The organism is Streptomyces hygroscopicus subsp. hygroscopicus, from assembly GCF_030269125.1.
Taxonomy (GTDB): Bacteria; Actinomycetota; Actinomycetes; order Streptomycetales; family Streptomycetaceae; genus Streptomyces; species Streptomyces hygroscopicus_C.
The window spans coordinates 256,154-281,376 of the sequence record NZ_BSSM01000007.1 but is presented as its reverse complement, the minus strand read 5'-3'; the positions used below and the strand labels follow the sequence as shown (position 1 = coordinate 281,376).

Here is a 25,223-nt window from a genome sequence, read left to right as displayed (position 1 = left end):
CACCCGTGCACATCATCGAGACCTACTTCGAGTGCGGGGGCTTCGACCACCGCTTCCTCCAGGGCGGCATCTCCGTCTACCTGTGGAACCTCTCCACCGCCTTCGCCGACGCGGGCCACCGCGTCTCGGTCGTCACCCCCGCCCACGGCCGCCTGGCCGAACTGCGCGCCTCCTACGACCTGGAGACCCTGGACTACGAGGACACCTACGAGCTCCCGCTCGTCCTCGACCCGGACACCTGGGGCGAGCGCTTCCCGGCCGAGGTGGGCATCCCGCTGACCACGACCGCGCACCGGCTGCGCCTGGCCGGCGTCGACCTGTACTTCCTGTCCAACGAACTGCTGGACGCGCTCCCCGACCGCTTCTACCCGCCGTACCACAGCAAGGGCCACGACCTGGTCTTCTTCAAGCCGCTGGCCTACCAGGTGGACACCGTGCGGTTCGTGCGCGCCCGGTTCGGGGGCGAGAAGGCGCTCGTGCACGCCCATGAGCCGTACTACCACTACCTGATGCCGGCGGCCTTCCGCGCCGACCCTTCGAAGCTGGTCGTGGGAACCGTGCAGAGCAACATGCCGATCACCAAAAAGGTGTACCGGCCCAAGGTCGAACGGCTCCTCCGCTTCCTGGACGCGCCGGTCACCCTGCCCGCCGAGGAAGCCGGTCAGGGTGAGCCGTCCCCGCGCGGCGCCTACCAGCAACGCACCCATCTGCACTACGAGTACGGACCCGGGCACGTCGGCGTGTACGACCTGGTCGCCGATCACGCCGACCTGGTCGACTTCCTCTCGCCGGGGCACCTGGAGTTCTACACCGATTTCGCCGGCACCCCCTTCGAGGAGCCGTTCCGGCGGCTGCCCGTGCACGAGACGGTGCGCCGCAACGCGCACAAGAGCTTCGTCGGGGGCTGTGCCATCGGGGAGCGCTGGACCGCTCCGGAGCGGCCCGCCGTGGACCGCGCGGCCGTGCTGGGGGGCCTCGGCCTGGACCCCGCGCTGCCCACGTTCTTCCACAACGCCCGGTACGCCGTGAACCACAAGGGGCAGCTGGAGCTGTTCCGCGCGGTCGACCGCGTGCTCGCCGAGGGCCTGGCGGCCAACTTCGTGCTGCGCTGCCTCAGCGACGACGGGATCGGCGACCCGTACATCCGCGAGGTGGTCGAACGCCACAAGGACCGGATCCACCTGGAGTGCGAACGGGTCGCCGAGGAAAGGATCATGGCCTACGCGGCCTCCTCGGACTTCTGCCTCTTCCCGTCCAAGTTCGAGATGGACACGTTCCTGATCGCGCAGGGCGAGGCAATGGCCATGGGTTCCGTGCCGATCGCGACGGCCCAGCTGGGCATGGCGCACTTCGGTCATGTCGCCGACCCGCTGAACACCCCCGGGGCCACCGGCTTCGCGGTCAACCGTTCCTTCGCCGAGGACGACTCGCTGCTCGCCGACGCGCTGGCCCGCCGCATCCACGAGGCCGCCGCCCTGCTGCGCGAGCGGCCCGAGGAGTACGCGCGGCTGCGGGAGAACTCCATCGCCACCGCGCGGCGGTTCACCTGGGAGCACACGGCCCGGCGGCACCTGGACGCCTTCCTTCCCCTGTGGGAGGGGCAGCGGCCCGCGCGGGACGTCCCGCTCCTGCTGAGGCACGGGTGGTTCGACCTGCTGCCCGAGGGGGCGTACGAGGAGTACGGCGACGCGATCGCCGAGGCCGCCGCCCGGCTCGGGGACGCCGACGCCTACGCCCGCTGCCGCCCCCTGGACCCCGAGGCACGCCGCGCCCTGTTCGAAGCGGCCTGGGCACGCGCCGACTTCGGGCGCTGCGCCCGCGCCGCCGCCGGCGACCCGGAACTGCGGGAACGCCTCGACGCACGCCACTCGGTCGCGGACGGGCGGCTCACCTACCGGCTGCCGGGCGCCGCCCGCGTCGAAGCGGTCACGTGGGCCGAGCCCGCCGGAGCGGGGCGCCGCGGGACCGCGGTCCACCGGGCCGCCGAGACCGGGCCGGGCGAGTTCATCCTGGACCTGGAGCAACTTCCGTACACCGGAGGGGAATTGGACCTGTTGCTGACCCTGGCCGACGGGCGCTCCGCCTGGGACGTGGTGCGCCATGGCTGACGGGGTGCGCGCCGCGCTGCTCGCGGGCGGCGAGGGCCGCCGGATGGGACCGCTGGGGCACGGCCGGCTCAAGCCGCTGGTGCCGTTCGGCGGCTCCTGCCGGCTGATCGACTTCTCGCTCGCCAACGCCGAGGCGTCCGGGTTCGACGAGGTGCTGCTGCTGTCCCAGTACGAGGAGCGGCAGTTGATGGACGACCTGTACCGCACGTGGTGGCGGCCCGGCTTCCGGGTGCACTTCGGCCCGTACGACCGCGCGTACCGGGAGGGCGCCGGCTACCGGCCCCCGCTGCCCGGGGGCACGCCCGAGCGGGGCACCGCCGACGCGCTGATCCGCAAGGCGCCGTACCTGTTCGGTCCGGACACCTCCGAGGTGCTGGTGCTGCACGCGGACCATGTCTACCGCTTCGACTACGGGCCGCTGATCGCCGCCCACCGCGGGTCCGGCGCCGCGCTCACCCTCGCCTACCAGCGCATCGAGCGGCGCTACGTCCACCTCTTCGGCATGGTCGACTTCGACCCGGCGGGGCGGCTGACCGCGTTCGTGGAGAAGCCCGCCGAGCCGACCAGCGACCTGGTGTTCGCCGCGTTCTGCGTCTTCGACGCGGCCCGGCTCCACCACTATCTGGAGCGGTTGGACGGCACCGGCTGGCAGCACGACATCAGCCGGGACGTCATCCCGGCGATGCTGGCGGGCGGTGAGCTGATCCTCGGCCACGAGGTGCCGGGGCACTGGGAGGACATCGGCACGGTCGACCGCTACCACCGGGCGCACCTGGCGCTGACCGGGGAGCGGCCGACGCTGGCGGTCGGCCGACTCCCCCGTACGGTACGGCCCGAGGTGCCGCGCGAGGTCGTCGTCTCCGCTCCCGGTGTGACCCGCAGCCTGGTGCCCGCCGACCTGGTCAACGAGGGTCTGCTGGAGCACAGCGTCGCCTTCCCGGGGGCGCGGATCGGTGCCGGGGCGCGGGTGCGCCACAGTGTGCTGCTGCCGGGTGCCGCGGTGCCGGAGGGCGCCGAGATCGACTCCGCGATCGTGCTGGAGGACGGCACGGTGCAGTCCGTCGCGCCCGCTGCCCCCCGAGGAGGAGCCCGTGTCTGAACCCGCCTGCACGGTGGTCGATCTGGGCGGCACCACCCTGCGCACCGCCCGCTACGACCTCACCACCGGCGCCCTGTCCGATGTGCGCCGCACCCCCACCGAGGGACTGGACCGCCACCCCGGCGCGCCCGTCCCGGTGCTCCAGGACCGGGTGGGCGAGCAGCTCGCCGGGCTGTGCGCCGAGGCGGTGGAGCGGCACGGCAGCAGTGCGCTGGCCGTGGCCTTCGCCGGTCCGGTCACCGCCGACGGGCGGGCGCTGGCCGCGCCCACCATCTGGGGCGGCCCCGGCGATCCGCTGCCGGTGCGGCAGTCGCTGGAGGACCGCCTCGGCCTGCCCGTGGTCGTCGTCAACGATCTGACGGCCGCCGCGTGGCGCTATGTGCACGGCCCCGACGAGCCGCCGTTCTGCCTGATCACGGTGAGTTCCGGGATCGGCAGCAAGGTGTACCGGGCGGGCGAGGTGCTGCTCGACGCTGAGGGCCACGGCGGCGAACTCGGCCACTGGCCCTGCGATCCCTCCCCCGGCGCTCCCCGGTGCGACTGCGGCGGCCGGGGCCACCTCGGCGGCATCGCCTCCGGACGCGGCACCCTGGCCGCCGCCCGCCGCGCCGCCCACGCCGACCCCGGCGGCTACGCCCGATCGGCACTGGGCGCCACCGCGCCCGACCCGGACCGGCTGGACAACCCCGCGCTGGTCGCCGCGATCCGGGCCGGCGACCCGTTCGCCACCGGCGTCCTGCGCTCCGTGCTCCCCTACCTCGCCTCGGCGATCATCTCGGTGTTCACCTCCATCGGCATCCGCCGCTACATCCTGATGGGCGGTTTCGCCCTCGCCGTCGGACCACGCTATGTCCGGCTCCTCACCGAGGAGTTGGAGCGGCTCGGCTGCTTCGGTCTGGACGCCGACGGCATCCGGCGCATGGTGACGCTCGGCGCCCCGGACGACGACCACGGGCTGATCGGCGCCGGACGGCTGCTGGCCGCGCGGGGCGTGGGGCGCAGGGCGGTGACGGCCGTATGAGCACGACCACGCTGATCGTCGGCAGCGGCTTCGTCGGACGGGCCGTGGCCGCACGGCTGACCGCCCTGGGCGGCAGTCCCGTGCTCGCCTCGCGCACCCCGCCGCCGGGTCCCCCCGCGCCCTGGGTGCGGCTCGACGCCACCGACGCGGACGACTGCGCCCGGGTGGTCGACTCGGTGCGGCCGGACCGGCTCGTGCTGGTCCACGGCCCCTCGGACGTGACCTGGTGCGAGGCCGATCCCGCGCGGGCCACGGCGCTGCACAGCGCGGCGGCGGCCCATCTGACGGCGGCCGCGCGGGGGCGTCGTACGGTCCTCATCTCCACGGACAACGTGTTCGACGGCAGCGGTCCCGACAACGACGAGGCCACCCCCACGGCGCCCGCGAACGCCTACGGCAGGGCCAAGCTGGCCGCCGAGCGGATCGTCGGCGCGGCGCCCGACGCGACCGTGCTGCGGGTGAGCCTGGTCTACGGCTGGGAACCCGCGGACTCCGCCAAGTGGCTGAACTTCTTCGCCTCCTGCGCCCACCGGCTGCGCGCCGGGGAGCAGGTGGAGGCGCCGTACGACCAGTGGACCACGCCGGTGCCGGTCGAGGACGTCGCCGCCGTGACCGCCGCCGTCCTGGAGCCCGGGGCACCCCGACTGCTGCACCTCGGCGGCCCGGACCGGGTCTCGCGGGCCGCGTGGGCGGAGGTGATCGCCGAGGGTCTGGGCGTGCCCCGGACGCGGGTGGCCCGGGTGCCCCGGGCGCGGGGGCGGTACGCGAGCCGGCCCGCCCACACCTGTCTGACCAGCACCCTCCTGGACGATGTGCTGCGCAGGCACGGGCTGCGGGTGCGCGGGGTCGCCGAGGGGGTCCGCGATCTGCTGGAGGCCGCCCCGTGATCCGCACCGTGCGCTCGCGCGAGGTCTACCGCAACCCGTGGATGACCGTCCGGGAGGACGACATCCGGCGCCCCGACGGGAGCACGGGCCTGTACGGCGTGGTGGACAAGCCGGACTACGCCCTGGTGATCCCCCGGGACGGCGACGGCGGTCTGCATCTGGTCGAGCAGTACCGCTACCCGGTCGCGGGCCGCTACTGGGAGTTCCCGCAGGGCTCCTGGCCCGCCGGGCACGAAGGCGCTCCGCCGCTCGAACTGGCCCGCGCCGAACTGCGCGAGGAGACCGGGCTGCGGGCCGCCCGGATGACGTATCTGGGCCGGGTGCACGTCGCCTACGGCTACGCCAGCCAGGGCTGTCATGTCTTCCTGGCCGAGGAGTTGACGCAGGGGCCGCCCGAACGCGAGGCGAGCGAGGCCGACATGCGCCAGTGCCGGGCCGGGCCGGCCGAGTGGCGCGACCTCGTGCGCGCCGGCCGGATCACCGACGCGGCGACGCTGGCCGCGTACACCCTGCTGGAACTGCGCCGGGGCGAGGGCGGGTGACCGCGCGCTACAGGGTCGTCGCCACCGACCTCGACGGCACCCTGCTGCGCGGCGACCTCACCGTCTCCCCGCGGACGCGGGCCGCGCTCGACCGGGCCGCCGCCGCCGGCGCCCGGCACCTGGTGGTGACGGGCCGGCCGGCCGCGGGCTGCCGGGACCTGCTGGCCCCGCTGGGGTACGGGGGGATCGCCGTCTGCGGGCAGGGGGCGCAGTTGTACGACGTCGGCGCCGACCGGCTGCTGTCCTCGGCGACCCTCGACCGGGACGTCGTACGGACGCTGGTGGCGCGGATCGCCGAGGCGGCGGGCCCGCTGGCGCTCGGCGTGGTGACCGCGGGGCTGTCCGGGGAGTTCCTGGTCACGCCGGGTTTCGGGGAGCGGGTGCGGCACGGCTGGCGGCTCGTCGAGGACGCGGAGGGGCTGTGGACGCGACCCGTGGAGAAGGTCCTCATCCGCAGCCGGGCGCTGGACGACGACGCTCTGGCCGCCCTCGCTCACTCCGTGTGCGCCGGGCGGATCGGGGTCACCCACTCCGGCGAGGGCATGGTCGAACTGCTGCCCGACGGGGTGGACAAGGCGCGCGGGCTCGCCGAGGCCGCGCGCCGGCTGGGGTTCGGCGCCGCCGACACGGTGGCGTTCGGGGACATGCCCAACGACATCCCGATGCTCGCCTGGGCCGGGCACGGGGTCGCCATGGGCAACGCCCACCCCGAACTGAAGCGCCGCGCCGACGAGATCGCGCCCGGCAACGAGGAGGACGGCGTGGCGGCGGTCCTTGAACGCCTGTTCCCGTCGAACCGCCCGGCCGCTGGTGCAAGTTGCTGAAAATTTCAGCAAGTTCTTGCCAGCGCTGCGGGCGGCTGCTTGACTCACCACCCCGATGGACTCCACCCCACGTGAGAGAAACGAGCCGACTGCCATGACCACCGAGACCGACGTCCTCGTCCTGGGCGGCGCGGGCGTGGACACCGTCGTCCACGTCCCGGAACTGCCGATCCCCTACGCCGACAGCTACATGATCCGGCCGGGCATCGTGACCCGCGCCGGACAGAGCGGCGACTTCGTCGCGCTCGGGGTCACCGCCCTGGGCCTGCGCGCCCACCACATCGACCTGGTCGGCGACGACCCGGAGGGCGACCTGGTGCGCGCGCTGCACCGGGACCGGGGCATCCCGCTCACCGCCGTGCCCTCCGCCGCGGGCACCAAGCGCGCGGTCAACCTGGTCGGCCCGGACGGACGGCGACTGTCCCTGTACGACGACACCCGCAGTCAGGAGTCCGACCGGCTGCCCGAGGACACCCTGCGCGCCCTGGCGGCCGCGAGCCGGCACGCGCACGTGGTGATCACCTACCCGTGCGCGCACGCCCTGCCGGTGCTGCGCGAGGCCGGGCTGACCGTCTCGACGGACCTGCACAACTGGGACGGCGTCAACCCGTACCACGAGCCCTTCGCGCTCGCCGCGGACCTGGTCTTCCTGTCCACCACCGCGCTGGCCGACCCGGAGCACACCATGCGGGACGTCGCGGCGCGCGGCCGGGCCCGGATCGTCGTGGCCACCGCGGGCGCCGAGGGCGCGTACCTGCTGGTCGACGGCGAGCTGACGCATGTGCCGGCGGTCGCCCCGCCCGAGCCCGTCGTGGACTCCAACGGCGCGGGCGACGCCTTCGCCTCCGCCTTCCTGCTCGGCTGGCTGGACGGCGCCGACCCGCTGCGCTGCGCCCGCTACGGCGCGGTCGCCGGCGCCCACGCCTGCACCGTGCCCTCGACGCGCGCCGACGCCATCGGGCGGGACGAACTCCTCGCCCGGGTCGCCGAGTCGGACGCCGACGAGCAGGCCGCCAAGGTGGGCGGATGAGCCCTGTCACAGGACACCACGACGTGCTGGTGCTCGGCGGCGGCGTGGCGGGCTGTGTGCTCGCCGCCCGGCTCAGCGAGGACCCGGCGCGCGGGGTCTGCCTGGTGGAGGCCGGGCCGGACCACGGCGTGGACCGTGCACGCTGGCCACGCACGCTGCTCGACGCGCACGCCCTGCCCCGCGACCACATGTGGGAGCGCGGGGTCGCCGTGCACCGGCTGCGTGCCCGGGTGCTGGGCGGCTCCTCCTGCGTCAACGGGTGCTGGCACACCTGGGGTTCGGACGCCGACCACGAGGAGTGGACCCGGGCGGGCGGCCCCCGCTGGTCCGCCGCCGCGATGGCGCCGTACCGGAAGCGGGCGGCGGCGGCCATGCGGCTACGACCCGTGCCCGAGCGGGAGTTCAGTGTCTGGGCACGCGCGGCGCTCGCGGGTGCGCGCGAACTCGGCTACGAGGAAGTCGACATGGGCGTCCCGGGCGCGCCCGGCTGCGGCACGCCGCTGCTCAACGCGCTCGACGGGCTGCGCTGGAACGCGGCCTTCGGCTACCTCGGCCCGGCCCGCTCCCGCGCCAACCTCACGGTCCTCGGCGAGGCGACGGCGAACCGGCTGCTGCTCGACGGCGGTGAGGTCGTGGGCGCCGAGGTCGTCGTGGACGGGCGGACCGAGACGCTGACCGCGGACACCTACGTCCTCGCCTGCGGCACCTTCGGCTCGGCCGGCCTGCTGCTGCGCAGCGGCATCGGACCGGCGGACGAGCTGCGCGAGGCGGGCGTACGGGCCGAGGTGGATCTGCCGGGCGTCGGCGCCAACCTGTCCGACCAGCCCGGGGTGTTCGTACCCCTGGCGCCGACGCCGGACCTCAACGCGGCGCTGGCCGCGCAGGAGAAGGAAGGCGAGCTGTACGTCAGCCGGATGCTGATCCGGGCCGCCAGCACGCACTGCCCGGCGGGCGGCTGGGACCTGCACATCCTGCCCTCCGCCGGGGACCCGCTGTTCGGCAGCCTGCCGCCGGGCCAGTACGAGGCCGGCGTCGCCGCCTTCCTGATGAAGCCCGCCTCCCGCGGCCGGGTCCGGCTGCGCTCCGCCGACCCCGCAGAACCCCTCGACATCGACCCCGGGTTCCTCACCGACCCGGGCGGCCGCGACATGGCGGTGCTGCGCGAGGGCCTGGAGATCGCCCAACGGCTCGCCGCCACCTCGGCGCTCGCCCCGCTGGCCGGCGCCGTGCCCTCCGGGGAGCTGACCGACGCCGGGCTGCGCTCCCGGCTCGGTACGTACTGGCACCCGGTCGGCACCTGTGCCATGGGCCCCGCGACCGACCCGCTGGCGGTCACCGACGGCGCGGGCCGCGTGCACGGCGTGTCCAACCTCCGCGTCGCCGACGCCTCCGTGCTGCCCTCCGTGCCCGCGGCCAACACCCAGTTCCCGGTGCTCGCCGCGGCCGAACTCCTCGCCGACGCCTTGAAGGAGGCGGCCCGTTGACGGACATATCCACCGAACCCTCCGGCCGGGCGCCCGGGGCGCGGCTGATCTACGGCTGCATGGGGCTCGGCGGCGGCTGGGACCGCGCGCCGTACACCACCGAGGACGTGGACCGCGCCCAGGCCGCCGTGGCGGCGGCGCTGGAGTGCGGGATCACCGTGTTCGACCTCGCGGACATCTACCGGTTCGGCAAGTCGGAGTCGGTGTTCGGCGAGGTGCTGGCCCGGACGCCGGGGCTGCGCGAGCGGATCACCGTGCAGACCAAGTGCGGGATCCGGCTCGCCGAGGGGGACCGGCCGGGGTGGTACGACCTGCGGGCGGACTCGATCGTCCGGCGGGTCGAGGAGAGCCTCGCGCGCCTGCGCACCGACGTGATCGACACCCTGCTGCTGCACCGCCCCGACCCGCTGACCGGCCCCGACGAGATCGCCGCAGCCCTGCACAAGCTGCACCGGCAGGGGCTGGTACGCCGGTTCGGTGTCTCCAACATGAGCGGCGCCCAGATCGCCCATCTCCAGGCACGCCTGGAACTCCCCCTGGTGGCCAACCAGTTGGAGATGAGCCTGGACCGGCGCGACTGGGTCGAGGCGGGGGTGCTGCTCAACACCTCCGCGGCCGCCTCGGGCGGCTTTCCCGAGGGCACCCTGGAGGCGTGCGTCGACCGGGGCATCCAGCTCCAGGCGTGGGGCGCGCTGGCCCGGGGCCGGTACACGGGGGACGCCGACAACCCTGCCGCCCGGCTGCTGCGCCGGCTGGCCCGGAGCAAGGACACCACCCCCGAGACGGTCCTGCTGTGGTGGCTGGCCCGCCATCCCGCCGGCCTCGTCCCGGTGATCGGCACCAGCCGCCCCGAACGGATCCGCGCCTGCCGGGACGCGGCACTGCGCGCGCCGGACCTCACGCACGAGGAGTGGTACGAGCTGTGGATCGCGGCGCGGGGCGCGCCGCTGCCCTGACCGACGCCTCCCCCCGCCCGCTCCCGCCCGCCGCACCCGACCGACGGAGAATGACCCGTGACCGCGAGCACCACCACCGACCGGGGCCGGCTGACCTCGGCCCGCTTCTACATCACCTTCCGCTGCAACTCGCTCTGCGGCTACTGCAACGTCTGGCAGGACGACAAGTTCAAGGGCTACGAGGAACTCACCCTGGAGCGGGCCCGCCGGATCCTGGACGAGCTGTACGAACTCGGCGTGCGCTACGTCGACTTCACGGGCGGCGAGCCGGTGCTGCACCCGCACATCGACGGCATCGTGCAGTACGCCAAGTCGCTCGGCATGGCCGTGGAGATCACCAGCAACGGCATCCGGTTCGCCCAGCACATCGACGCGATCGTGCCGTACGTCGACACCATGAACGTCTCCCTGGACACGCTGCGGCCCGACCGCTACCGGCAGATCCGCGGGGTGCCCACCCTGGACCGGGCCCTGGACGTCATCCGGAAGGTCATCGCCACCGGCAGCGGCAACCTCAAGCTGATCTGCGTGGTGACCCGGGAGAACGTGGACGAGATACCGGATCTGCTGCGCTTCGCCCACGAGAACCGGATCACCGTGTACTTCTCCGGCATGTTCGAGTACTTCGACGAGCAGGACACCGTCCGCGACACCAACCGGACGGCGCGCAAGCTGAAACTGATCGAGCAGAACGGCAAGCCGCTCGCCGACGCCGTGGCGGGCCGGGCGGGACGGATGGACGAGTCGGAACCGACCGGCGGGCCGATCGCCGAGGAGCTGATACGCCTGCTGCACCAGCCGTTCGCCCTGGTCAACCTGCACTTCCGCAAGTACATGGAGACCCTGGACCCGAGCGCGCCCACCGACTGCTACGCCAACAAGCGGATCCTGACGGTCGGCCCCGACGGGCGGCTCGTCCTGCCCTGCTACCACGCCTTCGACAACTCGGTCGCCTGGGACCGCCCGCTGCGCGAGCTGGTCGAGGACCCGGAGTTCCTGCGGGTGCGGGACGAGGAGGTGGGCCACCGCTCCGAGTGCCGCAGCTGCACCGTCTTCCCGTACATCGGGCTGTCGTTCAGCCACCGCTTCGACAAGGTGTTCCTCTACCAGGCGCTCTCCGAGGAGATCGCCAAGTTCAAGCGGCAGTTCACCGATCCGCTGTTCCCGCGCCTGACCCTCGACCTCGATCGGCTCCACTCCCGGTACGCGGAGCTGGAGCAGCTGATCGACCAGGTGCTGCCCACGCCCCGGCCGCCTCGGTCCGCCGACCACTTCTACCGCTTCGAGACCACCGGGACCGGGGTGCGCTCCGAGTTCGCCGCCGGGGAGCTGAGCATCGCCGAGCTGGTCGGGGACTACGCGCACGGCGAGTGCTGGGGCATCCAGCGCTCACCGCACACCTGGATCCGCCTCCTCTACCGCGAGCTGGTGCCGGCCCTGCGGGAGCTGCTGCCCAAGGAGGCGTACGAGTCGGTGGTGGGCGAGCTGTACGAGGTCCAGCTCGCCTGGTGGTACGCCTACGTGACGCGTTACTACCGGGGCACCGAGCAGGTCGACGGCACGGCCGCCGAGGAGACCGTCGCCGCTTTCCTCGCCCGCACCGGTGCCCTGCTGCCCGACGCCCCCGGGGCGACCCGCGTCCGCGAGGTGCTGCTGCACGCGGGCTGCGTCCTCGGCCTCTCCCCCGAGACGCTGGCCCCGCTGGCCGTGCGCACCCCCTTCCCGGAGGCCGCCCTCATCGCCAAGCACCTGCTGCTGATCGCCCCCGACGCCGAGCTGCCCGGCTACGCCGAGCTGCTGCCGGACGAGGCCGCCGAGCCCCTGCGCCGTGTGCTCCTCGCCCCGCCCGCCGGGGACGGGGCCCCGCTGGACCCGGAGACGGCCCGCCTCCTGGGCCAGGAGCCCCTCCCGGCCACCGTCGACGGGGCCACCGCGGAGAAGCTGATCGCCGCCGTGACCGCCCTCGCCCCCGAGGACCGCACCGGCCTCGCCGCCCGCCTCCTCACCCACGAACTGCGCACCCCGCACACCGTGCGCCGCCGCGGCGCCGAGCTGAGGCCCCGTGCGCTGACCACCGGGTGACCCGGGGAACGGGCACCGGACACGGGGTCTGACGCCGGCCAGGGGTGGACGGGGGCCTGGACGGGGGCCGAGCCGGGGCCGGCCAGGGGCCGCGGCGGCAGCCGGTCAGGGGCCGGCCGGACACCGGGACGGGGCCGAGTCCGAGGCCGGCCGGGGACCGCTGCGGGAGCTGCATCAGGGCACCGGAACGGAACGGGTCCGGCACCAAGTCGTGGGCCGGGTCAAGGACCCGTCAGGGGGCGGGTCGAAGGTAGGCAGGGGCCCGCTGTGGGCACCGGTGCGAAGGCCGGTCAAACGCCGGTCGGGCACCAGGGCGGAACGAGGTCAGGCACCGGGTGGGGGCAGCAGGACGGGACCGGATCAAGGCACCGGGCCAGGAACCGGCCAGGAACCGGTCAGGAACCGGTCAGGCGCCGGGTCGGGGCGAGGTCATGGCACCAAGGCGGGAGCCGCATCAGGCATCGGATCGGGCATCGGCACGGAGGCCCGGTCAGGCACCGGGACGTGAGCCGCATCAGGCATCAGGTCGGGCGCCGGATCGGGGCGAGGCCAGACACCGAGTCGGAGGCCGACCAGGGGCCGCGGCGCGGGCCAGTCCGGCACCGAGTCGAGGGCCGGGACAGGCGCCGGATCGCGGCGAGGCCGGACACCAAGTCGGAGGCCGACCAGGGGCCGCGGCGAGGGCCAGTTCGGCACCGGGTCGCAGGACGGACAGGGAGCGGGGCGGGGCGGGGCGGGGCGGGAGCAGGATCACGCACCGGTCAGGCGCTGGGTCGTGGGCCGGGTCAGTCGCCGGGGAAGAGCGGTGAGCCCGCCATGAGGCCTCCGTCCAGGGTCAGGGTCTGGCCGGTGATGTACGCGGCCTTGTCGGAACCGAGGAAGAGCACAGCCTCGGCCACCTCTTCCGGGGTGCCGGGACGGCGTAGGGGCAGGACGGAGTTCACCGCCGCCCGTGTCCGGTCGTCGCCGGTGACCCGCTCGTACATCCCGGTCCGGGTGAAGCCGGGGGCCACGGCGTTCACCCGGATGCCGTGCGCGGCGCCTTCGAGGGCGGCCGCCTTGGTGAACCCGATGACGGCGTGCTTGCTACCGGCGTAGACGGAGACCTCCGGGTAGCCCATCCGGCCGTAGATGGAGCTGACGTTGACGATGCTGCCGCCGCCGTGCTCCTGTATGACACGGAACTCGTGCTTCATGCTCAGCAGGGTCCCCTTGACGTTGGTGTCGAAGGTGGCCGCGTAGGCGTCGTCCGTGACGGCGGTGATCGGCCCCGTCCACCCTTCGGTGCCGGCGTTGTTGAGGGCGACGTCGATCCCGCCGAAGCGATCGACGGCCCGGTCGACGAGATCGCGGACGTCGTCGTCCCTGCGTACGTCGGCCCGCACGAACAGGGCCCGCGCCCCCATGCCCTCGAGTTCCCCGGCGAGTTCCGCACCGCGCTCCTCGTGCCGCCCCGAGACCACGACGTCGGCGCCCAGCCGGGCGTAGGCCAGGGCGGTGGCCCGCCCGATTCCGCTGAGCGCGCCGGTGATGACGACCACGGGAGCTGGCATGGGGTGAGTCCTCTCTGCACGGTGGGCCGTGGCGAAGCGTAGGGGTGCGAAGAGGACGAACCGCGCACACCTCGCGGTCGCCTGACCCGGACAGCGGACACCGGGCCGGTCCCGGGGAGACGCGGACGAGAGGGGGCTCGTCCGCGAGGGCCCACAGGAATCGCACATAATGCCCATGCCCTGCTTTCGTTGGACGCATGGTGATGTGATTCCTACCGTGGCTGGTGTGAACGTTTCCCGAATCGCTCTCGTCACGGGCGCCAACCAAGGACTCGGCCGTGCGCTCGTCGAAGGGCTGGCGGCCCGCATGGGCCCGGACGACCTGGTTCTCCTGACCGGCCGCGACCGGCGACGCGTGGCGGACGCCGCCCGCGAGGTGACCCTGCTGCCCGGTACCCGCGCGCGCGTCGAGGGCCGGGTCCTCGACGTCACCGACACCGACGCCATCGCCCGGCTGGCCGAGGACCTGCGGGTCCGCCACGCAGGCGTCGACATCGTCCTGTCCAACGCGGTGGCCCGGCTGCTGCCCGAGGAGTCGCAGTCCGCGCGGGCGGACGAGTTCATCGACGTCTCCAACACCGCCACGCACGCGATCCTGCGGCGCTTCGGCCCGGTACTGCGCCCGGGTGGCCGGCTCCTGGTCGTGGCGAGCAGCCTCGGCACCCTCGGCCGCCTGGACCCCCGGCTGCATCACCTGTTCGACGGCGCGAGCCTCGACCAGGTCGAGGCGGCCGTCGAGGCGTGGCGCGACGCCGTCCACGCCGGCACCGCCGAGGAGGCGGGCTGGCCGCGCTGGCTGAACGTGCCCTCGAAGGTGGCCCAGGTCGCCGCCGTACGCGCCCTCGCCGCGGAACGCCGCGAGCGCGACCTCGCGACCGACACCCTGATCGCCGCGGTCTGCCCCGGCATGGTCGACACCGCGACCTCCCGGCCCTGGTTCAGCGACTTCAGCCAGGCGCGGTCGCCCGCCGACGCCGCGTCGGCCGTGCTCGACGTCGTCCTCGCCACGCCCGTCGACCCCGCCCTGTACGGCGGGTTGATCCGCTTCGGCAAGGCCCTGGACTGGTACGGGGGCACGCCCCTGGCCGAACAGGACCGCCTGCTCACCCCGTGAACCGGCCTCCCGTGCCGCTCCGACCGGGGCGGTACGGGTGCTCTTGTGTCCACTGCCGGATCATCGCGAGCAGCCGATCGGGATCGATCGGCTTCGTCATGAACTCGGAGGCTCCGCAGCGGATCGCCTCCTCACGGTCGGCGGCCATGGCCTTGGCGGTCAGTACGATGATCGGCAGGCCCGTGAACCGCGGCATCTGCCGAATGGCCCTGATGGCCGTGTATCCGTCCATCTCCGGCATGGCGATGTCCATCAGCACGAGCGCCGTGTCCTCGTTCCGCTCGAGGGCTTCGATGCCTTCCCTGCCGTTCTCGGCGTACACCACGTTCAGGTTGTGAGACTCCAGCACGGTGGTGACCGCGAACACGCTGCGGATGTCGTCGTCCACGATCAGGACCTTCTCGCCTCCGAACGCCCTGGTGCGGTCGGGTCGGGCAGGGCCCTTCGCAGCGACCGCTCCGGCCTGCGAAGCCGGTGGCGTGGCCGGTGCGGGACCGCCCGGCTCGGGGGCCGGGGCGTTCAGCGGCAGATACAGGGTGAACGACGAGCCGCGGCCCGGCTCGCTCGTCACGAAGATCCCGCCCCCGAGCAGACGCGCGATCTCCCGGCTGATCGACAGGCCCAGGCCCGTGCCGCCGAACGCGCGGCCCGTCGCGGCGTCCTGGCCGACGAGTTCGAACGTGGCCTCCATCCTGTCCGGAGCCATGCCGACGCCGGCGCCGGTCACCGAGAACGCGATCACCGCCTCGCCCCCCGTACGCGGCACCCCCCTCTCCAGGAACTGCTTCCGGATCGGCTCCGGCACGTCCGCACCCGCCGCATGGACCACCAGCTCCACTTCGCCGGCATCGGTGACCTTCACCGCGTTCGACAGCAGGTTGCGCAGTACCTGGAGGAGCCGCTGCTCGTCGGTGTGGAACGTGGCGGGCAACTCGGGCGAGACCCGCACCGAGAAGTCGAGCCCCTTCTCCTCCGTCAGCGGCCGCAACAGATCCGCCACGTGGTCGACCACCTGAACCAGAGCGATGCGGGTCGGCGAGACCTCCTTCTTCCCCTCCTCGAACATGGACAGTTCGACGAGGTTCTCGAGCAGCCGGAGCAGGTCGGAGCCGGCCCCGTGGATGGTCCTGGCGAAGTCGACCTGCTTGGGCGTCAGGTTCCCGTCCCCGTTGTCGGCCAGCAGCCTGGCCAGGATCAGCAGCGAGCCGAGGGGGGTGCGCATCTGGTGCGACACGGTGCCGAGGAAGTCGGACATGAAGCGCTTGGAATCCGCGAGCTGCTCCGCCCGCCGCTCCAGCTCGCTCGAACGCTCGCGGAGCTGTTCGGTCAACTCCTGCGACTTGCTCAGCATTTCCTGGGTGCGCCGCTGCTCGAGTATCTCCGAACTGCTGTGCTCGATCAGCCGGCGGACGGCCTCGGGAATGTCGGTGTGCCGTTCGCCGAGCCAGCGCTGCGCCTCCGCCACGCGCGGGGCGGACAGCAGGTCCTTCTCGCTCGCACGTTCCTCCATGACCGCGAGCCACTGCTGGAAGTCGGCGTCCTCGTCGACCCAGCCGGCCAGCCGCTTCCACTCGCGGATGAGTGCCTCGTGGGCGATCTCCGCGGTATCGGCCCCTCCCGGCCCGATCACGACGAGCCGGTGTTCGGGCTGCGCGAGGAGTTGCGCGATGAACCACTCGCGGCCCAGGTGGCGGCGGTGGGCGGTCACGCGGACGGCGCTCGCGGAGCCGCCGCGGGCCCGCACCATGGACAGCAGGGCTCGGCGGATCCGGGTCTCGGGGAACTGCTGGGACAGGGAGGCGTAGACCTTCTCCGCATGCCGGTTCAGGGCTCCGGAGACGCCGTCGACGCTGTGGTAGCTGTCGAAGCTGATGTGGCGGTCCCGTTGCAGCGGCCACAGTTCCGTCAGGGCGAATTCGAGCAGGGGCAGGCTTCCCGCGGACCTGCTCGCCTCTCCTGCGATGGCTTCGGCGAGGCCCGGGGTGAACGCCACTCCGGCACGTCTGGCGGGCTCGACGATCACCGTGGTGAGGGCGTCCTCGTCCAGCGGGGACACGTTGAGCTGACGGTCCTGGAGCCGTGAACCCACGTCGGGAAGTTCGAGCAGGTCGGGGAGGAAGTCCGCGCGCAGCGTGCAGACGAGTCTCACGTCGGTGCTCGGCAGGGAGTCGGCGGGCGGGAACAGGTGCCGCAGGAACGACAGCCGCTCCCGCGCGTCCGCCCCGCCGCTGAACACCTCCTCGAACTGGTCTCCGATGAACACCAGGCGCTTGCCGGTGAGAATCGCCAGGCGCTCGGCGACCTTCCAGAAACCCTCCTCGCGCAGGGAGGCGGTGCGGGAGACGAGTCGGTCGAGGGTGTGCCCCCCGTCGGGGTGCTCCAGAGCCAGGACGGCGCGCGCCACGGACTCGTAGGGTGATGCCCCGGGCCGGAACGTGGCGGCCACCCAGCCCTCTTCTTCGAGGGCCGGCTGGAGGCCCGCGGCGACGAGGGACGACTTGCCGACGCCGGACGGGCCGGTGACCACGACGAGCGGCTGGATCCGCACCATGTCCCTCAGGCGCTTCACCTCCCAGTCACGGCCGACGAACAGGCCGGCCTCCGCGTCCGCGGCGGTGAAGGCCTGCAGTCCTCGGTAGGGGCAGGGCGGCAGGACCGTACGGCCGAGGGCCTCGGGCCAGGCCGAGGCGATCTCCGAGAGAGGGACCGCGTAGGCGTCCGCCGCCGCGCCGTCCTTGCTGGCGATGGTGAGCATCCCCACGACCGCGTCGCCCCAGCGGTCCTTCACCACGACCGGCGATCCGCTGTAGCCCGGCTGCGCGCGCAACGCGGCCTCGCTGCCGGCGTCCAGCTGGATCAGCCCGCCACCGACCGCGCCTCTGAGGACACACGCGCTCCAGGCGCCGTTCACGCCGCGCGCCGGGCTGCGGGGATAGCCGAAGGCCGAGACGTCCGTGTCGCTCGGCCGCGCGTCGAGCAGGCGCGCAGGGCCGGCCCTGGAGGGCAGTTCGTCTCCTCCGACGACGGTCAGCCCGGCGACGTCGCGTCCCTCCGAGCCCGCGACGGAGGGCGGATCCCAGGCGCTGACCCGGCAGTTGCGCACCGGGCCGCCCTCAGCGTCGCCCAGCAGCACGAACTCCACCTGGACACGGGCGCCTTCGGGCGGCTCGTGCCGGTCGGGCTTCTGCCGGCCCAGCGCCACGTTGACGACGTGGGCGCATGTGACGATCTGCTTGTCGCCGACCACGAAGCCCACTCCGACGGCCTCGTCCGAGGTCCCCCGGCGGACTTTGACGATGAACGCCTCGCGTTGTGCTCGCATGCGGCTCAGGCGGGGCGGCGCCAGACCATCCGGACGGCGAAGTTCACCTCTGCCGTCCCCTTGGCGATGATCACACCGGTCTCCCCGCCCATCTTCAGGCCGAACTGGATCTCCACCTCCTGCGGCCCCAGATCCCGCGTCGTCTCGACCACGCGCGCCAGCACGGGCCGCACCTGGTCCAGCGCCTCGGACACCGACGCGCGCGCCCTGCCGACGAGGTCTCCCCCGGCCGCGAGTTCGAGGTCCGAACCCGCGAGGTCGCCGTCCACCTCGAAGACGGCGATGTCCTTGCCGTCCTCGTCCAGGGCCATCGTGACCAACCGGCCGTCACCCACCGCGTCCTCCCCCGACTCTCCGGCGCCAGACCCCCTGCCGCCGAACATCCATCCTCGGACACGGACCGTACCGCGCGCAGCGATACGGGCGTGCGAGAGCCCTGATGCGCGGGAACCGCTCGGCCGGTTCCGTTCCTGCCTGCCGGAGTGATGAACGGCCTCACAGCCCGGCACCCGACGGGGCGCAGCTCGACGGTCATCACCATCTGTCCACGCGGACGAGCCGGTGTGCGCGTGCGTGCGAGCCCGTACGTGCGGGAGCCCTGTGCGAGAAGGCGACGGTGGCGGCGACGTCGTCGGGGCTGCCGGTGCGGCCGATCGGGTGCAAGCCGTTGGAGCCGTCGAGCGCGGAGTCGACGTCGGACTGGGGGGATGAACTCCTCGTGGATCGGGGTGCGGCCGACGGCGGGGGCGACGGCCTGGCGGGCCCACGTGGAACCGACGTTCGGCCTCGCCCTCCGGCATCGCCCGTGATCGGCGGCGCGGGTGCGCCGACCGCCCGCGCCGGGGCCCGGGGCACGGTCGACGGTGAGGCGCCGCCGCCACCGGGCCGTTCTCAGATATGCAGGTGGTGCAGGTGGCTCAGGTGGGAGCCGTACGTGTCGCCGACGTGGGCCCGCAGAACGTCCAGGAAGCCCTGGACGTCGTCGGCACGCAGCCGGGCGATCAGCTCGGTGTGCTCGGCGATGATGTCCGCACAGCGGGCCAGGAGCGTGTCGCCGCAGCTGAAGAGCAGGAACCGCTGGCGATCCGCGATCCTGTCGTTGAGTTCGAGCATGACCAGGTTGTCGCCGACTTCGACGAAGGAGCGGTGGAAGGCGACCGTGAGCTCGACGAAGTGGTTGAGGTCGCGGGCGGCGAGTGCCTGCTTCTGCCGCTCGACGTCCTCTTCGAGCCGCTCGGCGAGAGTGGCCCTGCGCTCCGCCGTCGCGCGCTGGACGGCTGAGCCTTCCAGGACGAGCCGGGCGTCGGCGAGGTCCCTGACGGCCTTCTCGCTCAGTCCGCGCACGAGGGCGCCGCGCTTGGGATAGACGGTGATCCAGCCCTCGTCCTGGAGGCGGACGAGGGCGGCCCGCACCGGGGTGCGGCTGACGCCGAGCTCGGCGGCGAGCCCCGCCTCGCCGAGCATCGTGCCCGGTCGGTGTGTTCCGTCGAGGATCCCCTCGCGGATGGCGGCGTAGGCCCGCTCGGACGCGCTCTCGCTTGTGGACATGACCCCATCCTCCACGCACCGGGACCGTCGGCGGGTGACCGCCGGATCGGGCACCCTCCGAACACGCTCATAACCCTGTGCGACTAGGATACAAGACGCGTGCATGTGGAATACCTGGCTTCGGCCGGGCGTTGGAGCCGCAAGAGGGCCCGTTCCGGCGGCTCCTCCAGAAACAGAAGGGATCTTCCGGTGCGGCAGATCATCGTCATCGGCTCCGGCCCGGCCGGCCCCGCGGCCGGCGTCCGCACCGCCCGCGCCGGTCTCCGGCCGCTGCCGCTGACGCGACGGGCGGCGACCGCCCCCGCCCCCGCCCCCGAGGACATCCCCCTTTCCCTGAAAGGCAGCAACCGTTGAGCACCCTGGAACTCACCAAGGAGAACTTCGACGAGGTCGTCTCGAACAACGACTTCGTCCTGATCGACTTCTGGGCGGACTGGTGCCCGCCGTGCCGCATGTTCGGCCCGATCTTCGAGGCCGCCGCCGAGCGGCACCCCGACCTGGTCTTCGGCAAGGTCGACACCATGGCGCAGCCGGAGCTGGCGCGGGCTTTCGACGTCCAGTCGATCCCGACGCTCGCGATCATCCGCGACAAGGTCGCCATCTTCTCCCAGCCCGGCGCGCTGCCCGAGAACGCCCTGGAGGACCTGATCGCGCAGTCGCGGAAGGTCGACATGGACGCGGTACGCAAGGAGATCGCGGCGGAGCGGCGGAAGTAGCGGCGCCGCCGGAAGCCGGACGGCCGCACCCGGGGAGCGCGGGCCCGGAGCACCGGGCCCGCCCGCCGGGACGCGACGCCGCACCCACCCCATGAGCACCACCGGGCCCGAACAGCACGGGCCCGGCCCGAGAAAGGCACTCCCCGTGCAGGACCAGGACATCCACCGCCGCATCGCCGAGCCCGCCGGCGAGGAGCACGCGCCGCGCGACGGGAGGACGGGGCGGGAGGCGACCGCCGTGCGCGTCGACGTGTGGGCGGACGTGGTCTGCCCGTGGGCGTACATCGGCAAGCGGCGCCTGGAGAAGGCACTGGCCGCGCCGGCCCTGGCCGGCCTCGCCACCGAGGTGGTGTGGCGGCCGTACCGGATCGACCCGACCGCACCCGCCGAGGGCACCCGGCTGGACGCGGACTCCTCCGACGCGGCGGCCGGCGGCGCCGCGACCTCCTGCGCCGTCGGTCCGTCCCCGGTGGACGGCCCGGGGCTCGTGTCCCGGACCGCCGCCGAGGAGGGGTTCGGTCCCGGATGGGGAGAGGTCTGGCGGGCCGGCAGCCACGACGCGCACCGCCTGGTCGCCCTGGCCTACCGGCACGGCGGCAGCGTCCTCCAGGGCGAGGTCGTCGAGCAGGTGATGAAGGCGCACTTCCTCGGAGGGGGCAACATCGGCGACCCCGGCCTGCTGCGCGACATCGCCGAGCGTGCCGGCATCCCCGCCGCCGGCACGCTCCTGGACGACGGCGCCGCCGACCGCGAGGTGCGCGAACTCCTCCTGATCGGCAAGGCCCGCGGCATCGCGACCTCACCCACCCTCGTGGTCGGCGACCGGGCACTCGCCGGCGCCCAGCCGCCCGAGGTGATCGTCGACTTCCTCACCGCGGCCGCGGCCGTACGCCCCCGCGAGATGCCCGAGGAGGTCCAGCGACTGCGCTGGTCGGAGTCCCTGCTCCAGCAGCGCGACCCCCTGGGCGCCCTGACCCTGCTCCGGCCACTGCTCGACCACCACGGCGACGACCTGAACGCCCGCCGGCTCGCCGCCCGCGGCTACTTCCACTCGGCCCAGCTCTCCCAGGCGCACGAGGTGCTGCGGAGGCTCGTGGAGGACTGCCCCGACGACTCCTACACCCGGCTCATGCTCGGCCGTACCCTCCAGCGCCTCGGCAGAGGCGACGAAGCCGCCGTACACCTGAAGATCGCCGCCGCCATGTCCCCCGAGCTGGCCTGAGGGCCGCCTCCGCGCACTCGTCGCCGGGCGAGGACCACTCGATCGCCGCCGTCCCGGTGACGGCGGCGTACGAGACGTTCCGCCGCCACCGGCGTGCCCGTCCGCGCCGGCTCGCCGTTGCCGATCGCGAGGTCGATACCGCCGGACAGGACGCGCGGACGGACGGACGCCCTCTGTCAGGTCAGCGTCTCCAGGAACTCGGCACAGGCGTCGGCGCAGGCCCGGCAGGCGGCCGCGGCCGCCTCCGCACCGGGACACCCCTCGAAGGCGCGCGCGCACTCGAGGCAGACCCGGCGGCACCAGTCCACCCGGCCCCGCAGCACTTCCTCGTCCTGCCGGCTCTCCTCGCACAGCATCCGGCACGTGGCGTCGCAGACCTCGGCGCACATGATCCCCAGCCGGCGCACCCGCTCCTGGCACTCGGGGCCACCGGGGTCGACCAGACTGACGCGTACCGAGCAGGCGCGGGCACACTCCGTGCACGCCTGGGCACAGCTGAAGCGGTCCTCCAGGAACCGGTAGAGCTGCTGCGGCGATGCCTGCTGGGTCACAGGATGCGGGTTGCCCCCGGGGTGGGCGGCAAACACGGCCTCTCGGCGGGCGAGGTGCCGTTTGTTCCATTTGTTCGATTCATACGGTTATGGGAGGGGTATCCCTTTCCTATGAACACCGCATCGATGCAGCTGGCCGCGCCGAGCGGCGTGGTGGGCCTTGTGCTCTTCGTCATCGCCGTCGGGCTCCTGGCACTGCTCGCCGGCGGCTTCTGGCTGACCTCCCGGGTCAAGTACCGCGAGTCCGCCCGCCCGCGTCCCGAGGAGCAGCCCAAGCTGCCCCCGGAGGGCGCGGTGCACGAGGTGCAGGAGAACCGGGACTACCAGGAGGTCCCCAAGACACCCAAGGGCGGCCGTCCGCTCACTCCCTACGAACTGAGCAACATGGACTCCAGGCCGAGCGACGACAAGAAGCGTCCGCGGTGGAGCAGGGGGTCCAGCGGGTCCTTCGGAGGCGGAGGGCTCGGCGCTCACTGACGGCCGCGGCGAGGATCGTGGCCCGCGTCGGGCCGCCGTACGCCGCTACGCCCCGTGCCGGGCGGCGTCCAGGCGGTCGACGCGGGCCACGTTCTCGACGTCCTCCGGGTCCCGGCTGGGTTCGGCCGCGAACCAGGCGTCCAGGATCTCCTTCAGCAGCGCTTCCGAGGTCAGGCGCAGGCTCAGCGCGAGGACGTTGGCGTCGTTCCAGCGGCGTGCGCCGTCCGCGGTGGCCGCGTCGGGGCACAGGGCCGCACGGACGCCGGGCACCTTGTTCGCCGCGATGGAGGCCCCGGTACCGGTCCAGCAGCACACCACCGCCTGATCGGCCGTCCCCTCCGCCACGTCCCGCGCCGCCGCCTGCGAGCAGACCGCCCACCGCGGGTCGGCGCCCTCCCGCAGCGCGCCGTGCGTGCGCACGTCGTGCCCGCGGCGCCGTAGCTCGCTCACGAGGAGCCGGGCGACGGGTTCGTCCATGTCGGAGGAGACGGAGATCCGCATACCGGGGAGGGTAGCGCTTCGGGTGCGGAGGTGTGGGGGCGTCGCCGGGCGCTTCGGCGGAGGGGCGGTGTCGTGGTCAGAGGGCCGCGGGGCCGCGCGAGCGGGCGGGGACGGCGGAGGCGGGACGGGGACGGACGGACGCGGGCAAGGGACGGACGCAGGCGAGCCGGGGACGGAGGCGGGGAGACGGGCAGGGGACGGACCGACGCGGGCCGGGGACAGGGGAGGCGGGCAGCGGACGCGGGCCGGGACAGGCGGAGGCCGGGAACGGGGTCGCGGACGCGGAAGCCCCGGCAGGCGCGTGGACGCGCTGCCGGGGCCGAGAGGATGTCGCCGAGGCCGTCGAGACGGGCCTCAGGGGTGCGTCGGGAAGGCGCTCAGGGGTGCTCGGGCCGCTCCGCAGGCGGCACCCCGCCGCCCTCTCCCCCGCCCTTCTCGCCCTTGTCCGAGCCGTGCGGACGGGCGCCCGCGCCCCGGTCGGCCGCCTGGCGGGCCTTGAGCTCACCGCTGTCCTGCGGGGTGGCGCCCCCCTTGTCACTGCGCCGCTGTTCGGGCTGCTGCGGATTGGACATGCGCCGGACTCCCTCCGGGTGGTGCGTGATCCGTGCGTGGTCCGGGTTCCCAGGGCGGCGCGCGTGACGCATCCCGCTCACGGCGCGCTCAGCCGCCGGTGGAGGTGTTCGAGGGCGTCGAGGAGGACCGTGCGGTGGTACCAGGCCAGCCAGGCCGCGGCGTCGGCGGCGAGCAGGCCGAGGGCCTCGGCCCGGGTCGAGGTCGGCCGGTGTCCCGCGTCGGGCCAGTGCACGGTGATCAGACCGGCGCAGCAGCCCGCGGAGGACAGGACGGGGACGCAGTGCAGGGCGCGGGCGCCCGTCGCCAGCAGGGCGCGCCGGGCGTCCTCGGAGAGCAGCGCGTCGGTGGCCACGTCGGGAATGCTCACGTGGCGGCCGCGGGTGCGGGCGACCGCCTCGGCCGTACCGTCGTCGCGGCCGCGGACCAGGTGGTCCAGGTAGGCGTCCGCGCCGCCGTACCGGGTCTCCAGGGCGAGCGCGTTGACGGCGGGGTCGACGGACAGCACGTGCCCGGCCGGGGCGTGGCCGATGGCCAGGGCCTCGCGGAGTACCGCGTCGATCATCTGCCCGCGGTACCGCGGGTCGCGGTCGAGGCGGGCGAGGAGGCGCAGCCGGGGCACGGGCAGCGGGCGGCGGCCGGGGAACCAGGTCGCGCCGTCCGGCGGGCGGGCCACGACGAGGGCGGAGGCGAGGACGCGCAGCGGCACGTTGAACCGCTGGGAGGTCTCGCGCAGCACGCGGAAGGCCCACCCGGTCTCGGGCAGGGCGTAGCGGGCCATGAGCATGCCCTGGGCCATGCCGATCACCGGCGCGGTGCGGACCCGGGCGCGCAGGGCGCGGACCTCCTGGTGCAGGTCCTGGTACGAGGGCCGGAGCGGGTCGGCCATCTGTGAGCGCCAGGCGGGCAGCTCCTCCACCTGGGAGGCGGCGCGGCCCAGTTCCCGCACGGCCTCGTCCAGGGTGGCGTAGAGCCGGACGCCCGCCAGGCGGGCCAGGTGCACGGCCTCGCGCACGCCCGGCCTGGCCCGGACGATGATCAGGTCGGGGCGGCCGGCGCGGGCCCGGGTGGCCTCGCTGAGGGTGCGCAGCACGGCGGCGCCGCCGAGCTGTACGTGGGCCATGTCGAGGACGGGCCGCAGCCCGGCGCGGTCCGCCCGCTCCAGGTGGCCGCGCAGGTCCTCGGACCAGGCGTGGGCGCCGTGCGCGTCCAGGGTGCCGGACATCCGCAGCAGCAGCGCGCCCTCGGCGGGCAGCCCCTCCACCACGGAGGACTCGATCACGAGGCGGGCCGGTGCGCCCGACGGCCGCGACGAGGAGGCTTTCATGGCATCACCCGGTCAGATCGAGTAAGGGCCAGGTGTGGCCGCGTCCTGGCCATGAACCTGACCTTGGAGCACCACCTTGCACGGCGGACGCCACGGTCTCAACCGGACGCGGCGGGGCGGGTGGGGTTCCGGGGGCGGGACTTCCCGCGCCGACGGGGTTCCGGGCCCCCGGCGACGCGGCCGGAGCGCACGGTCCCCGCGAACGCGCGGGCGAAGGCTCCGTCACCACGCCCCGACGCCTCCCGGTATTCCCGAAGGAGCACCGAGCGGCCCGGTGGCCGGGCGGGAG

The 25,223-nt window shown here is 73.8% G+C and carries 22 protein-coding genes and 2 pseudogenes; 15 read left to right on the top strand and 9 right to left on the bottom strand.

Annotated elements, in window-relative coordinates; all coding sequences use genetic code 11:
* The first annotated feature begins 5 nt into the window (after nt 1-5).
* From QSK45_RS18320 to QSK45_RS18275, 10 genes are all read left to right on the top strand, one after another.
* Nucleotides 6-2,108: a glycosyltransferase gene (locus QSK45_RS18320; protein ID WP_285558137.1), complete on the top strand. Its 2,103-nt coding sequence runs from the start codon at nt 6-8 to the stop codon at nt 2,106-2,108.
* Nucleotides 2,101-3,207, top strand: coding sequence for a sugar phosphate nucleotidyltransferase (locus tag QSK45_RS18315; protein WP_285558135.1), 1,107 nt, complete (start codon nt 2,101-2,103; stop codon nt 3,205-3,207). Before QSK45_RS18320 ends, QSK45_RS18315 begins: the two co-directional genes overlap by 8 nt.
* Nucleotides 3,200-4,228: an ROK family protein gene (locus QSK45_RS18310; protein WP_285558133.1), complete on the top strand. Its 1,029-nt coding sequence runs from the start codon at nt 3,200-3,202 to the stop codon at nt 4,226-4,228. The genes QSK45_RS18315 and QSK45_RS18310 overlap by 8 nt, the downstream gene beginning before the upstream one ends.
* Nucleotides 4,225-5,115, top strand: a complete 891-nt coding sequence (locus tag QSK45_RS18305; RefSeq protein WP_285558132.1) for an SDR family oxidoreductase — start codon at nt 4,225-4,227, stop codon at nt 5,113-5,115. The genes QSK45_RS18310 and QSK45_RS18305 overlap by 4 nt, the downstream gene beginning before the upstream one ends.
* On the top strand, nt 5,112-5,657 hold the full coding sequence (locus QSK45_RS18300) for an NUDIX domain-containing protein (RefSeq protein ID WP_285558129.1): 546 nt from the start codon (nt 5,112-5,114) through the stop codon (nt 5,655-5,657). Before QSK45_RS18305 ends, QSK45_RS18300 begins: the two co-directional genes overlap by 4 nt.
* Nucleotides 5,654-6,481: an HAD family hydrolase gene (locus QSK45_RS18295; RefSeq protein ID WP_285558127.1), complete on the top strand. Its 828-nt coding sequence runs from the start codon at nt 5,654-5,656 to the stop codon at nt 6,479-6,481. Before QSK45_RS18300 ends, QSK45_RS18295 begins: the two co-directional genes overlap by 4 nt.
* Nucleotides 6,482-6,575: 94 nt before the next feature.
* Nucleotides 6,576-7,511 (top strand): adenosine kinase, encoded by a 936-nt coding sequence (locus tag QSK45_RS18290; protein WP_285558125.1) that lies wholly within the window; start codon nt 6,576-6,578, stop codon nt 7,509-7,511.
* Nucleotides 7,508-8,995 (top strand): GMC family oxidoreductase, encoded by a 1,488-nt coding sequence (locus tag QSK45_RS18285; RefSeq protein ID WP_285558123.1) that lies wholly within the window; start codon nt 7,508-7,510, stop codon nt 8,993-8,995. Before QSK45_RS18290 ends, QSK45_RS18285 begins: the two co-directional genes overlap by 4 nt.
* Nucleotides 8,992-9,951, top strand: coding sequence for an aldo/keto reductase (locus QSK45_RS18280; RefSeq protein WP_285558121.1), 960 nt, complete (start codon nt 8,992-8,994; stop codon nt 9,949-9,951). The genes QSK45_RS18285 and QSK45_RS18280 overlap by 4 nt, the downstream gene beginning before the upstream one ends.
* 57 nt (nt 9,952-10,008) lie before the next feature.
* Nucleotides 10,009-12,033 carry a radical SAM protein gene (locus tag QSK45_RS18275; protein WP_285558119.1) on the top strand — a complete coding sequence of 675 codons (2,025 nt, stop codon included), beginning with the start codon at nt 10,009-10,011 and terminating at the stop codon, nt 12,031-12,033.
* A 785-nt stretch (nt 12,034-12,818) separates the two neighbouring features.
* Here QSK45_RS18275 and QSK45_RS18270 read toward each other — a convergent pair.
* Nucleotides 12,819-13,586 (bottom strand): SDR family NAD(P)-dependent oxidoreductase, encoded by a 768-nt coding sequence (locus QSK45_RS18270; RefSeq protein WP_285558117.1) that lies wholly within the window; start codon nt 13,584-13,586, stop codon nt 12,819-12,821.
* A 226-nt stretch (nt 13,587-13,812) separates the two neighbouring features.
* Here QSK45_RS18270 and QSK45_RS18265 point away from each other — a divergent pair, with 226 nt between their 5' ends.
* Entirely contained in the window at nt 13,813-14,700 is an 888-nt protein-coding gene (locus QSK45_RS18265) for an SDR family NAD(P)-dependent oxidoreductase (RefSeq protein WP_285558116.1), read from the top strand.
* On the opposite strand, the pseudogene QSK45_RS18260 reads toward QSK45_RS18265, so the two are convergent.
* The 4 genes and pseudogenes from QSK45_RS18260 to QSK45_RS18245 form a co-directional block, all read right to left on the bottom strand.
* A pseudogene (locus QSK45_RS18260) lies at nt 14,690-16,126 on the bottom strand (hybrid sensor histidine kinase/response regulator); the annotation flags it as partial. The gene QSK45_RS18265 and the pseudogene QSK45_RS18260 overlap by 11 nt on opposite strands.
* A 126-nt stretch (nt 16,127-16,252) precedes the next feature.
* A pseudogene (locus tag QSK45_RS38545) lies at nt 16,253-18,022 on the bottom strand (nSTAND1 domain-containing NTPase); the annotation flags it as partial.
* 5 nt (nt 18,023-18,027) lie between these two features.
* Entirely contained in the window at nt 18,028-18,357 is a 330-nt protein-coding gene (locus QSK45_RS18250) for a CU044_2847 family protein (RefSeq protein WP_285558115.1), read from the bottom strand.
* A gap of 556 nt (nt 18,358-18,913) precedes the next feature.
* A complete protein-coding gene (locus QSK45_RS18245) occupies nt 18,914-19,570 on the bottom strand; it encodes a GntR family transcriptional regulator (RefSeq protein WP_285558114.1) in 657 nt (218 codons plus the stop codon).
* A gap of 189 nt (nt 19,571-19,759) precedes the next feature.
* On the opposite strand from QSK45_RS18245, the gene QSK45_RS18240 reads away from it, so the two are divergent.
* The 3 genes from QSK45_RS18240 (at nt 19,760) to QSK45_RS18230 (ending at nt 21,508) form a co-directional block, all read left to right on the top strand.
* Nucleotides 19,760-19,924, top strand: a complete 165-nt coding sequence (locus QSK45_RS18240; protein WP_285558113.1) for a hypothetical protein — start codon at nt 19,760-19,762, stop codon at nt 19,922-19,924.
* A complete protein-coding gene (locus QSK45_RS18235) occupies nt 19,921-20,286 on the top strand; it encodes a thioredoxin family protein (protein ID WP_285558110.1) in 366 nt (121 codons plus the stop codon). The genes QSK45_RS18240 and QSK45_RS18235 overlap by 4 nt, the downstream gene beginning before the upstream one ends.
* Before the next feature lie 145 nt (nt 20,287-20,431).
* The gene (locus tag QSK45_RS18230) at nt 20,432-21,508 is read left to right on the top strand and encodes a DsbA family protein (protein ID WP_285558108.1); all 1,077 of its coding nucleotides are present in this window, start codon (nt 20,432-20,434) and stop codon (nt 21,506-21,508) included.
* 176 nt (nt 21,509-21,684) lie between these two features.
* Here the strand turns inward: QSK45_RS18230 and QSK45_RS18225 are convergent, their stop codons facing one another.
* Entirely contained in the window at nt 21,685-22,059 is a 375-nt protein-coding gene (locus QSK45_RS18225; RefSeq protein ID WP_285558107.1) for a four-helix bundle copper-binding protein, read from the bottom strand.
* A 111-nt stretch (nt 22,060-22,170) separates the two neighbouring features.
* Here QSK45_RS18225 and QSK45_RS18220 point away from each other — a divergent pair, with 111 nt between their 5' ends.
* Nucleotides 22,171-22,536 (top strand): DUF6479 family protein, encoded by a 366-nt coding sequence (locus QSK45_RS18220; RefSeq protein WP_285558105.1) that lies wholly within the window; start codon nt 22,171-22,173, stop codon nt 22,534-22,536.
* A gap of 45 nt (nt 22,537-22,581) precedes the next feature.
* Here QSK45_RS18220 and QSK45_RS18215 read toward each other — a convergent pair whose 3' ends face one another.
* From QSK45_RS18215 to QSK45_RS18205, 3 genes are all read right to left on the bottom strand, one after another.
* Nucleotides 22,582-23,037 carry an RpiB/LacA/LacB family sugar-phosphate isomerase gene (locus QSK45_RS18215; RefSeq protein WP_285558103.1) on the bottom strand — a complete coding sequence of 152 codons (456 nt, stop codon included), beginning with the start codon at nt 23,035-23,037 and terminating at the stop codon, nt 22,582-22,584.
* 377 nt (nt 23,038-23,414) lie between these two features.
* Nucleotides 23,415-23,609, bottom strand: a complete 195-nt coding sequence (locus tag QSK45_RS18210) for a hypothetical protein (protein ID WP_285558101.1) — start codon at nt 23,607-23,609, stop codon at nt 23,415-23,417.
* A 77-nt stretch (nt 23,610-23,686) separates the two neighbouring features.
* A complete protein-coding gene (locus QSK45_RS18205) occupies nt 23,687-24,934 on the bottom strand; it encodes an ANTAR domain-containing protein (protein WP_285558099.1) in 1,248 nt (415 codons plus the stop codon).
* Between the last annotated feature and the right edge of the window lie 289 nt (nt 24,935-25,223).